The following is a 12,559-nucleotide window of genomic DNA, read 5'->3' as shown; positions in this document are numbered from 1 at the left end:
AGGGGGCGGGTAAATACCGAAGAAAATCGGGTCGCATACAGGCCTGTCCCACAACATTGTCAAACGACAACCAACTGTTTGGACACAGGGGATATCTGTATGCGTACTCGTTATCTGGGCGGCGTTGCCTCCGCCGCACTCGCTCTTAGCATGGTTTCCGCACCGGCGCAGGCTAATCCGCAAGCTGCCGAGTGCACCGCCGATCAAGACGCGGTCCTCACCACTACCGCACCGGATAGCGAGCAGGACTGCGCCGAGGACGGCAGCACACTCGTTACCGATACGTTGGGCGATGTGGGCGCCACTACGCTGATTGCAGGCACTGCAGATATTACGGCAAGGCAAGAAGAATTCGCGCCGGTTGACGAGCCGCAGGGTGCGACAGCAACCTGCGAAGAAAGCACAGGCCTGGAATGCGGCACCGGGTCTTCGACCACCAATGCGACAGACACGGCCATCGGTATCAACGCCACAGCAACGGGCGGCGAGGCAACGGCTGTGGGAGAGGACGCCATCGCGTCGGGCAACCAATCCAGTGCCTTCGGAGAGGGTTCGCAGGCTACCGGCTTACGTGGCGCCGCTTTCGGTGAAGACAGCCGCGCCATCGCCACTTCGACAACGGCGCTGGGGAATCAATCGTCCGCGACTCAGAACGAATCCGTAGCGGTTGGCTATGCCTCTCTCGCCAGTGCTGACAACGCCCTCGCGGTTGGCACGCAGACTACGGCCTCCGGTGCGGGATCCGTCGCTATCGGCGGTGACGGCGGTGATGGAAATGGTTTGGGGGCTTCGGCCACTGGCGTCAACGCGCTCGCCATCGGGTCAGATTCGCAAGCAGCGGGAACCAGCGGCGTTGCGGTGGGCACAGGCAGCAGCGCCGGTTTCAATGACGGCATCGCCATCGGGCGTGCCGCCAATGCAGGCTCTACCGCAACAGTCTCCATCGGCGCGGGCAGCAGCGCCACGGCGAACCGGGCAACCGTTGTGGGCGATGCTTCCTCGGCCGGCGACACGGCCACCGTCATCGGTTCGTCGTCTTCCGCAACCGGGACCGGGGCAACGGCGGTCGGGGCCAGCACTTCGGCATTGGGCGCGTTTTCCTTTGCGGGCGGGGCTGGATCATCGGCAACCGGCGAATCAGGTGTCGCGATCGGCAGTGTAGCTCAGGCTCAGCAATCCAATTCGGTTGCGATCGGCACCATGGCCGTCGGTGGAGCCTTCGGCACGGTTGCGGTGGGTAATGTTGCCAATGCCGGGGGCAATGGAGCGGTGAGTATCGGGGGTGGCTCCTCTGCCTCTGGTTCGGCCAGCGCGGCTCTTGGCAGCAATGCCAACGCAACGGCCATTTTCGCGACCTCCATTGGCGGGGACTCGGATGCCACACAGGCCGGCGCGACCAGTGTGGGCTTCAATGCGCAGTCCACTGGCGCGACTTCGACCGCGCTTGGCTTCTTCGCGGCGGCATCGGGAGATTCTGACTTGGCTGTCGGCAACGCTGCCGTGGCCAGCGGAGGCGGCAGTGTCGCGCTGGGCCTTTCAAGCAATTCGACCTCGACCGAAACCACGGCCCTCGGCACCGAAAGCGACGCTACCGCAGCCAGCGCGTCGGCACTTGGATATCGCGCTCAGGCGACGGGTGTGCGCTCGATTGCTATCGGCGCGGAAGGCGCGGACGCCAATATCGTCGGCGCAGAAGCCAGCGGCGCCGATGCCATCGCCATCGGCACCGATGCGAGCGCGAGTGAAGCAGACGCAGTGGCACTGGGAGCAGGAGCAGCGATTGCCGCTGCGGCCACCAATTCGGTCGCTCTGGGCGCAGGATCCATCGCCGGCGACGCCAACACCGTGTCGGTCGGCGCATCGGGCAGCGAGCGCCGCATCACCAATGTTGCCACAGCTACGGCAGGCACCGATGCGGTCAACCTGACCCAGCTCAACGCCGCTGTTGCAGCTGCCGGTGACCCATACTTTGCCAGCAATTTCGGCGGAGCCGGCGCGGATGCGACGGGAGCCGATTCCATCGCCGTGGGCGAGGAAGCAGACGCCACGGGCATCGCCTCGATCGCCATCGGCGGGGACGGCGGCGATGCCGATACGGTCGGCGCCCAAGCGACCTCCGATGGCAACGTTGCGTTGGGCACAGATGCCGTTGCCAGCGGTACCTTCAGCACGGCGCTGGGCAGTGGATCGCAGGCCATCGGCAATTTCACCACCGCTTCTGGCGCTGGCGCAGTCGCATCGGCAGACAACGCACTGGCCTTTGGCGTGCTCGCCAATTCCTCCGCCATTGCGGCATCAGCGGTTGGCAACAGCGCCACCGCCGCGGGCATATCTTCGTCGGCCTTCGGCGCGGATGCCAGCGCGGGCGGCAGCGGCTCGGTCGCTTTGGGCCAGGCCTCCGGCGCAGCAGGTGCAGGTGCCATTGCCGTGGGCCAGCTATCCGATGCAACGGCTGACGGCTCTGTCTCGATTGGCGGTGACGGCGTCGATGCCGATACCGATGGAGCGCAGGCGACAGGTGTTCGCGCTGTCGCCATCGGCGCTGATGCGGCAGCGAGCGATGCTTTCGCCGTCGCTCTGGGCGTTGGCAGTTCGGCGAGCGCCAACAGCGCTGTAGCGATAGGCGGATCGAGCAGCGCCGCCGGTATTGCCGGCACTGCGGCCGGTCTGTTCAGCTCCGCTGGCGGGGCTTCCAGTTCGGCCTATGGCAACAATGCCAGCGCCGCCGGAGCCAATTCAGTGGCTGTGGGCGCGGCATCCAGCGTCGTCGCTGCCGCTTCGGACGCGGTCGCTCTGGGTTCCAACTCGGTCGCAAGCGAGAGCAACACCGTCTCTGTCGGCAGCAGCGGCAGCGAGCGGAGGATCGTCAATGTTGCCACCGCCACGGCGGGCACAGACGCGGTCAATCTGGCGCAGCTAAACTCTGCTGTTGCCGGGGCAAGCGATCCGCTGTTTGACGCAGACGGAATGGGCAGCGCGAATGCGAGCGGTAGCAACGCGATTGCCATCGGCAGCGAGTCCGATGCCACGGGCGACCGGTCCATCGCCATCGGCGGAGACGGAACGGATGCCGATGCACTGGGCGCGCAAGCGACCGTCTTCGGCGCTACGGCAATCGGGACGGATGCCCTTGCCACGGGTAGCGGCGCGACGGCTCTGGGCGAGCTGGCCGTCGCCGCAACGCAGGGTAGCTTGGCTCTTGGCCAGCGGGCTTCGGCGCAGGGCTTCAACTCTATCGCGATTGGCGCGCTGTCTTCGGCGCAGCAGAACTTCAGCGTCGCCATCGGCACCAATGCGGAAACGACACAGGCCAATGCCACGGCGCTGGGCTGGGCTGCCGGTGCCAGGGGGACCGGCGCGACGGCGCTGGGATATGCTTCGGGCGCGTCGGGCACCAATGGTGTCGCAGTCGGCTTCAATGCCGATGTCAGCTCCATCGCGCTGGGCGGTGTTGCCATCGGTGCGAACGCGCAATCAGGCAATGTCGGTTCCATCGCCATCGGCGAGAATGCTACCGCACCCAGCATCAATTCGCTGGCGCTTGGCCAGAATGCCAATGCCGGTGTGAACGAGACGATCGCGATCGGCGGCGATGGCGACGATGGCGACACTCTTGGCGCGCAGGCCACCTCGCCCGATGCCCTCGCCCTCGGCATCGATGCCGTGGCCTCCGATGATGGAGCGACGGCCCTCGGCGAAGGAGCGATGGCCACAGCCACCAACGCGGTGGCTCTGGGCAAGGGCTCGCTGGCTGACGTAGCAAGCACAGTCTCGGTCGGCGCGGTCGGCAGCGAGCGGCGGATCACCAATGTGGCCGCTGGTACGGGCGGCACCGATGCCGTGAATGTTACCCAACTCAACAGCGCCATTGCCGGAGTGACGCCGGGCTCGATCTATCTGTCGGTCAATAGCGGCGGCGCAGCGGCCTCCTCGGTCGGCCTCAACGCAACAGCGGTGGGTCCGGTGACGCAGGCCGGTGGCAGTCAGGCAACTGCGGTCGGTTTTCGCGCAGAGGCGAATGCGGATAACGCCGCAGCCTTTGGCCGTGCCGCGATTGCCTCGGGTCTCAGCTCCACTGCGGTGGGCAGCAGCGCCAATGCAGCGGGGACCGGGGCCAGCGCCTTTGGTCTGGTGGCCGATGCGAGCGGCAACCGCGCGACGGCTGTCGGGCGGCTTGCCTCGGCAGCGGGTGCGGACTCGACTGCAGTCGGCCAGAGGGCGAGCGCTGCGGGTGTGCGGGCAACCGCCATCGGCAATCTGGCAGTCGCCTCGCAGACCAGTTCCTCGGCCATTGGTGACGGAGCGCAGGCGAACTTCGCCCGCAGCCTTGCCATCGGTTTCGGCACGGTCAGCACCGGGGCGGACAATGTCAGCATCGGCAATACCAGCGCGACGTACAATCTGGCGGGACTCGCTGCACCGAGCGCAGGCACCTTCGTGCTGACCATCGACCAGAATGGACGGCTGGCAACGGTAGACAGCGCGAGCCTTTCGGGCACGGGCAATTTCTCCAGCTCGGCGCAATTCGCCAACGCTCCGCAAGGGGCGGGCGCGGCTTGCGAGCAAAGTTCGGGGCTGGAATGCGGCGGCGGTTCGACCACCGGCGACAGTCTTGCAACGGCGCTGGGGATCAACGCCGCCGCATCGGGGATCAACGGCGCAACAGCCGTCGGCCGAAATGCGCAGGCCACGGGCGATGCAGCCACTGCCCTTGGTGAGAACTCGCTTGCCGCCGGTCCGGAGAGCGTCGCAATCGGCGAAGATTCCGATGCAGCAGGGCAAGGCGCAACTGCGCTGGGTAGCGGAGCCAATGCCAATGGTGTCGGTGCTCTCGCGCTGGGTGGAGATATCCTGTCCGGTGGTAGCATCGACGCCGCCGCTGCGACGGGCTCTTACGCCATGGCCATCGGAAGCACGTCGGTTGCGTCGGGCAACGATACCCTTGCGGTCGGCAGGAACAGCCTCGCCGACGCGACCGGCGCAATCTCTATCGGTGCCAATTCTTCGGCGACCGGAAGTTTCTCGATCGCCATTGGCAGCGGCAATAGCACTCCGCCCGCCGCATCAGGCACCGGCGCAATTGCCATCGGAAACAACGCGTCCTCGACGGGAGAGCGGTCGATGGCTTTGGGTTCGTCCACGAACGCTGATGGAACCGACAGCCTGGCTTTAGGCCGGAATGCTAGCGCTACAGCAAATTTCTCGACTGCCATCGGGCTCAACGCCGGAGCACTGGGTGTCAGCAGCTTTGCAGCCGGGCAAAGTTCCCTCGTGACCGCCGACGGCGTGGAAGCCACAGCGGTCGGCTTCGGTTCCGAGGCAAGCGCGTCCGGCGCTTCGGCATTCGGTCGGACTGCAACCGCAAGCGGGACCAACGCAACAGCGCTCGGCAACGGAGCCACTGCTGCAGGCGGAGGATCGGCAGCCGTGGGCACGGGCGCCCTCGCCTCATCCAACAGGTCCACTGCCGTGGGACGCGGTTCGCGGGCGCTGAATGCCGACACAACGGCATTGGGCCATCAGGCGAACGCCTCGGCTCCGCGCTCGACTGCCATCGGCAACGGCGCGACGGCCGCCTTCACCAACTCGACAGCAATCGGCCATCAGGCGGCAACAACGCGGTCGAATCAGGTGGTTCTCGGCGGGGCCAACTCCTCTGTCGTGGTCGCCGACATTGACGCGAGCACGGCGCAGCAGGTCGGGCCGGTCGATGTGGTGACCGTGGATGCCACCGGCACGCTGGGGCGGCAGGCGGCGGCCAGCATGAGCCAGCTCAACTCTGTCTCGGCGTCAATCGACCACATTGCGGCAGTCTCCGATGCGCAGTTTAATGCGCTGACGGGCCGGGTCGGATCGCTGGAAGCGGGGATTTCGAACCTCAACTTCCGGCTCGACGATCTGGACCAGCGGATGAGCGGCGGGATCGCGGCGGCGGCGGCTCTGGGCAGCGCGATTGCGATGCCGGACAAGACCTTCACCATCGGCGGCAACATCGCGACCTATAACGGGCAGCAGGGCTATGCCGCCTCGATCACTGGCCGCCTGACCGACAACTTCGCCATTGGCGCAGGCGTTGCCGGCAACAGCGGTGACGGTGAAGTGGTCGCGCAGGCCGGGTTCGCGGTCGGGTTCTAAACTGCTAGAGATCAGAACAAGGGGCGTGGCCGAGAAATCGGCTGCGCCCCTTTTCTTACAAGGGTGCAGCTGGGACCTAACCGCCTCAATTGGTTACCAGCTTTGACAGTACGCGCATGAATGGCCAACGTCGCGCGCAACCGGAGAGAGCCGTCAAGGATTTCCCCGGGTCGCAGACGTCTCTCCCTGGGTTCGGAACCCATCGGGAGAAAAATAATTATGCGTACTCAACTGCTTATCGGTGCGGCCAGCGCAGCTGTGTCCATCGCACTCGCGTCCAGCCCGGCCTCTGGCCAAGAATCGCAAGCCGAATGCCCTGCTGCTGCCAGCGCAGAGGCAACGCTGCTGGCCCTGACGGACGAGGCTCGCGCAGTGGATTGCGCCACCAGCGCATTGGGCATCGAACAGATTTCCGCTGCCCAGCGCCCTGTATTGCTCTCGACCTATGCGGGGAGCAGTCCGACCGGCAGTATCGCGGCTCTTAAAGCGCGGCGAGAGATGACTTTGGACAATGCCCCCAGCGTCATTTTCGACGCCCCGCAAGGTGCGGGCGCAGGATGTATCAATGGTACGGGAACCAATTCTCTTGAGTGCGGCTCAGGTTCCAACACTGGCTCATTTGGCAATGCCACCGCGGTCGGGGCGCTTGCTCAGGCTTTCAATACCAACACAACCGCAGTTGGCGCGCAGGCGAACGCAGGGCAAGACGGTGCGACTGCGTTAGGGAGCAACGCGGTGGCATCCGGAGCGAATTCGACTGCTCTGGGCAGGGATTCGTTTGCCGGAGATCAAGGAGTCGCAGCGGGTTATTCCACCATCGCCGGTTTCGCATCAGTCGCGCTGGGAGGGTCGGCATGGGCTCAAGGGGACATATCAGTCGGGATAGGGTCGCTGGCATCAGCGTCAGGGATCCAATCAGTGGCCGTAGGCGGAGATAGTGTAGCTTCGGGGGTTGATGCGGCGGCATCCGGTTATGGAGCTCAGGCTAGCGGCGATCAGAGTACAGCCACCGGTGCTTTGAGCAGGGGTAGCGCAGCAGGAGCGACAGCGACCGGGCATAGTGCTGAGGCTTTGGGTGAATTCAGCACGGCCAATGGTTTCGACAGCAATGCAGCCGGAGAAAACGCAACGGCCATCGGCGGATTCGCTCAGGCTCTGGACTTACAAAGCACTGCCATTGGTCTCAGCAGCAATGCCGGCAGCACGGGTGCGACGGCTACCGGGGCGTTCGCTCAAGCCCAAGGCGTAGCAAGTACGGCCACTGGTGGTATCAGCAATGCGGCCGCAGATAGCTCAACAGCTACCGGGGCGTTTGCTGACGCTTTGGGTGCACAAAGCACGGCCACTGGTTTCGACAGCAATGCAGCTGCAGTTAGCTCAACAGCTACCGGGGCGCTTGCTGACGCTTTGGGTGCACAAAGCACGGCCACTGGTTTCGACAGCAATGCAGCTGAACAGGACTCGACGGCCACCGGGGCGCTCGCCCAAGCTCAAGGAGTGCAAAGCACGGCCACTGGCGTCGGCAGCAATGCAGCCGCGGGCGGCTCGACAGCTACCGGAGCGCTCGCCCAAGCTCTGAGCGGATCAAGCACAGCCACTGGTGTCAGCAGCAATGCCGGCAACACGGGTGCGACGGCTACTGGGGTTAACTCTGCAGCCACCGGTACTCAGAGCACTGCCACAGGTTTGAACAGCGTGGCCAGCGCCCTTGGCTCCACGTCTACCGGACGTTCTGCGCAAGCCACAGGCAATGGAAGTACGGCAACCGGTGGCTTCAGCATTGCCAGCGGGTTGAATGCGACAGCCGCCGGGAATTTTGCCCAGGCCACGGGCTTTTACGCAACTGCGACAGGTTCATTCAGCAATGCTGCCGGCAATGGCGCAATCGCTTATGGCGCGCAGGCCACCACGGTGAATGCTGCCGGCCAAACCAATGGCAACATCGCAATTGGCAGTTCCGACAATCTTGTTGCTGCAAGTGGTTCGACGGGCACGCCAACCACCGCCAATGGCGGCAACTCCATCGCATTGGGTACGGCCACTCAAGCCACCGGCGCGGGCGCGATTGCAATCGGTGGTGATGGCGCGGACACGGGCGTCGCAGGTGCCGAAGCGACGGCTGAAAATGCACTGGCCGTTGGCGTGGATACGGTCGCGGCTGGAACCAGCAGTTCTGTCTTCGGACATTTGGCCAATGTCGGTGCGGCTGGCGTAGAAGCCACAGCCGTTGGTTTCCAATCCAGCGCGACTGCTCTCAGAGCCTCCGCCTTTGGTCGTAATTCGCTGGCCACCGGAGCGAACACCACCGTCGTCGGCAGCGGCGCGCAAGCGACCGGCGGCGGGGCGTCGGCATTCGGTCTGGCCGCGCGGGCGACGGCCAATCGCGCCACAACGGTCGGCCGAGCTTCCACCGCGAGCAATGCCGATACTGTGGCTGTCGGACATGCAGCAACAGCTAGCGGCAACCGCGCAACCGCCATCGGCAATGCGGCCCTCGCCGCGCAGACCAGCACCACCGCCATCGGTGACGGAGCGCAGGCAAATTTCGCCCGCAGCCTCGCCATCGGGTTTGGCGCCGCAAGCACCGGGTCGGACAATGTCAGTATCGGCAACACCAGCGCGACCTATAATCTCGCAGGCCTCGCCGCGCCGACGGCGGGTACTTTTGTGCTGACTATTGACCAGAACGGGCGGCTGGCGACGGTGGCGAGCAGCAGCCTTTCGGGGAGTGGCGGCTTCGCAGCGTCCCCCGGCTTCATCGACTCGCCTTTCGGAGCGGGCGCAGCTTGCGAACAAAGCACAGGCCTCGAATGCGGCGCTGGCTCTTCTACCGGCGACGGCAGTGCAACCGCCATTGGCATCGGGGCCATTGCTTCGGGAGTGAACGGCGCAACGGCGGTTGGCGAAAACGCTCAGGCCACCGGCGAGGCAGCCACTGCGCTGGGTGAGAATTCCCTCGCAGCCGGTCTGGAGAGCGTGGCTATTGGCGAAGATTCCGATGCCGACGGACAGGGCGCGACAGCACTTGGCAGTGGCGCCAATGCCAATGGCAGGGGCGCGCTGGCTGTGGGCGGCGACAATTTGGTTGGAGGCGCAATTGCGGCGGCGAATGCCAATGGTATCTGGACCACCGCAATCGGCAGCTCCGCAGCAGCGACTGCCTCCCAAAGTACGGCTGTCGGAGCCTATGCAAATGCCAGCGGAGAGGACTCGCTCGCCATCGGCGGGGGTGCCAATTCTGCCAACGCCGCTGAGGCGACCGCCACCAACAGCGTCGCAATTGGCAACGCCTCGGATGCATCGGGGATCAATTCGACCGCAGTTGGCCATTCGGCCGACGCGACCCAATTGGATGCAGTTGCACTTGGCTATCTTGCGTTGGCAGATTTCGAAGGTAGCGTGGCGCTAGGGGCCGGAAGCAATGTCGGCGGAGTGAACGCGATTGCTCTCGGTCGGGAAGCCAATGCCGGGGGAAGCCAATCGATTGCCATAGGCGGGGACGGCACAGACGCAGGTTCCGGCGGCGCGCAGGCGGGAGGCCTGGAAGCCATTGCGATTGGCACAGATACCAATGCGAGCGGGGAAAATTCCACCGCACTGGGCGCCGATGCGCAGGCGACCAATACCAATGCTATTGCGGTCGGCAGGGGAGTCATCGCTTCCGGGCTGAACAGTACGAGCGTCGGGACTTTCTCCAGGGCATCAGGGGAAGCAGGGCTGGCAGTTGGCCAATCTGCCGATGCCCAGTCGGACGGGTCGATCGCGCTGGGAATAAGAGCGGTAGCCAGCAACGTCAGACCATCCTCTTTAGGCGCACGGCTCTTTACAACCGATCCATCCCTTTCTGTGGGTGCTAACAGCCGTGCGCTTGGGGCAGGCTCGATTTCCCTTGGCTCTTACGCGAATGTTTCCGGGGAGAATGACGGTTTTGCTCCGATCGCAAATGCCATCGCCATCGGCAATCGCAGTGACGCTCGCGCTGCCGGTGCGATTGCCATCGGCAGCGACGGATCGGATGGAGGCAATGACGGTGCCCAGGCCACAGGTGCCGGCTCGCTGGCCCTGGGTGCTGATACAAGTGCGAGCGGAATCGAATCCTCCGCCGTTGGTTTCGCAAGTGCTGCAAGTGCTGACGGTGCATCCGCCTTCGGGCGCGGTTCCTCTGCATCAGGTCAGAACTCTGCAGCAGTCGGTAACGGGGCCAATGCAGCGGGCGGCGGGGCCAGCGCGTTCGGCAATGCCGCACGGGCCACCGCCAACCGCTCGACCGCCGTCGGGCGCGGAGCGCGTGCGACGAATGCGGACGCCACCTCGGTCGGCGAAGGCGCGATTGCCGCCGGCATCCGCTCCACGGCAGTAGGTAACGGAGCGACGGCGGGCTTCACCGATGCAACCGCCATCGGTGCAGGCGCAACCTCCACCCGGTCCAACCAGGTCACATTGGGGGGCGCGGGTTCCTCCGTCGTGGTTGCCGACATCGACGCCAGCACCAACCAGCAGGTCGGGCCGGTCGATGTCGTCACTATCGACGCCACCGGCACATTGGGCCGTCAGGCGGCGGCGAGCATGAGCGCGCTGAATTCTGTCGCATCGTCAGTCGATCACATCGCGGCGGTCACCGATGCGCAGTTCAATGCGCTGACTGGCCGGGTGGTCGGGCTGGAGAACGGCCTTGCCGATGTCCGTTTCCAGCTGGAGGAACTGGACGAGAGCCTGACCGGCGGCATCGCGGCGGCGATGGCCATGGGCAATGCTCCGATCATTCCGGGCAAGAGCGTGTCCGTGTGGGTCAACGCGGCCACCTATGCCGGGGAACAAGGCTTTGCCGGCAGCATCAGCGGGGCCTTGTCGGAAAGCATCTACCTGTCGGCAGGCATCAGCGGCAGCACCGGCGGGGATGACTGGGGTGCCCGCGTGGGTGTCGGCTTCGGCTTCTGACGAAGAGATAGAGGACGGGGCGCGGGCGACAGGTTGCTCGCTCCCCTCCTCCTCGCCCCGTTTTTCCGAGCTCTCCCCTGCCAATCTCCGGTCCCTTAAGGAACGCGCACTAGTTTAGTATAATTGTAACAAAACCCTGAATTCACTTTGACATAGCCGCAACACGCGGCCAATCGTCGCGCCATCTGGAGAGAGCCGTTAAGGATTTCCCCGGGTCGCAGACGTCTCTCCCTGGGATCGGAACCCATCGGGAGGAAAATGAATATGCGTACTCAACTGCTTATCGGTGCGGCCAGCGCCGCGATTGCACTCGCGCTAAGCGCTCAGCCTGCTTCTGCGGCTGAAGATGCCGAATGTCTGGCGCCGGGCGACACGTCTGGCGGGGCAAGCGAATTGACGCTCGAACCTTGCGATGAAGCTTCGGCTGCAGACGAAGGACACCCAAATATTTCCGGCTCGCTCGTGAGCGCTTCAGGCACACTGACAGCGCCGGACAGTCCGGTTCAGCGCCCGGGTGACGCATTGGTGCCGGGTGACGTCTATGACGAACCTCAAGGAGCGTCTTCCGCATGTGTGGATGGCGGGGCGGGTAACAACGCCCTTGAATGCGGGGCCGGGTCCGCGACCAATTCAGAAACGGATGCCACTGCGATTGGTGCGTTATCCCAAGCCACTGCGGAATTTGCCACAGCATTAGGAAACAGTGCGGCGGCCACCGGCATAGAATCCACCGCGATCGGTCAAGGCAGCGTGGCAAGTGCGTTGGAATCAACAGCGCTTGGCAGGTCTGCTTCTGCCACTGGCATCGCGGGAACTGCCATCGGCGTCGATGCTTTCGCATCTGGATTGAACACAGCATCGCTGGGTAAGTCCGCAGGGGCGGCAGGTGATGGTGCGACAGCGATCGGAACTTTTTCTCGTGCCAACGGGCCTTCATCAATAGCGGTGGGGGCCAGCAGTCTCGCTAACAATCCAGCTGCAGTTGCGGTGGGCGCAAGCGCTAATGCCACCAATGAAGGTGCCGTAGCGCTAGGGGCAAACACCGTTGCAAGTGGTATTCTATCAGTATCTGTTGGAGATGGTGCGGATGCCACCAATAACGGTGCCGTAGCGCTAGGGGCAGACGCCGCTGCGAGTGGTGTTCTATCAGTATCCGTTGGAGCTAATGCGAATGCCTCCGGTCAAGGCGGAATTGCGGTAGGGACAAGCGCCGTTGCGAGCGCAACCCAATCATTATCTGTTGGAGATGGTGCGAATGCCAGTGCCCAAGGTACCATTGCGATCGGGAGATTGGCCGACGCGAACGGCAATTTCTCGGTATCCATCGGGCAAGCGTCTCAGGCCAACGCGGAAGCTGCAACTGCACTAGGGGTCAATTCCGTTGCGAGCGTCCGTTTGTCTACCGCCTTGGGAGTACAAGCGTCAGCACTGGCTGAAACAGCTGTTGCGGTGGGTTTCGATTCAGCCGCATCCGGCTTCGGTGCAG

At 64.3% G+C, this 12,559-nt stretch carries 2 protein-coding genes and 2 pseudogenes; all 4 read left to right on the top strand.

Annotation, left to right across the window (positions count from 1 at the left end):
- The first annotated feature begins 99 nt into the window (after nt 1-99).
- Complete coding sequence (locus ACFCW2_RS08585; protein ID WP_379545674.1) at nt 100-6,135, top strand: beta strand repeat-containing protein; 6,036 nt, start codon at nt 100-102, stop codon at nt 6,133-6,135.
- A gap of 120 nt (nt 6,136-6,255) precedes the next feature.
- A pseudogene (locus ACFCW2_RS08580) lies at nt 6,256-7,119 on the top strand (hypothetical protein); the annotation flags it as partial.
- Nucleotides 7,120-7,206: 87 nt separating this feature from the next.
- Nucleotides 7,207-11,073: a beta strand repeat-containing protein gene (locus ACFCW2_RS08575; protein ID WP_379548951.1), complete on the top strand. Its 3,867-nt coding sequence runs from the start codon at nt 7,207-7,209 to the stop codon at nt 11,071-11,073.
- Nucleotides 11,074-11,331: 258 nt separating this feature from the next.
- Nucleotides 11,332-12,507 (top strand): annotated as a pseudogene (locus tag ACFCW2_RS08570) (hypothetical protein); the annotation flags it as partial.
- Nucleotides 12,508-12,559: the final 52 nt, after the last annotated feature.

Origin of the sequence: Qipengyuania algicola, assembly GCF_042492175.1 — a bacterium.
Taxonomy (GTDB): domain Bacteria; phylum Pseudomonadota; class Alphaproteobacteria; order Sphingomonadales; family Sphingomonadaceae; genus CAJXSN01.
The sequence above is the reverse complement of the archived record's forward strand: the minus strand, read 5'-3'. Positions and strand labels throughout refer to the sequence as shown.

Excerpts from the sequence above, each read along its gene's own strand:
- ACFCW2_RS08585 (WP_379545674.1), top strand. The coding sequence starts at position 100 with ATGCGTACTCGTTATCTGGGCGGCGTTGCCTCCGCCGCACTCGCTCTT.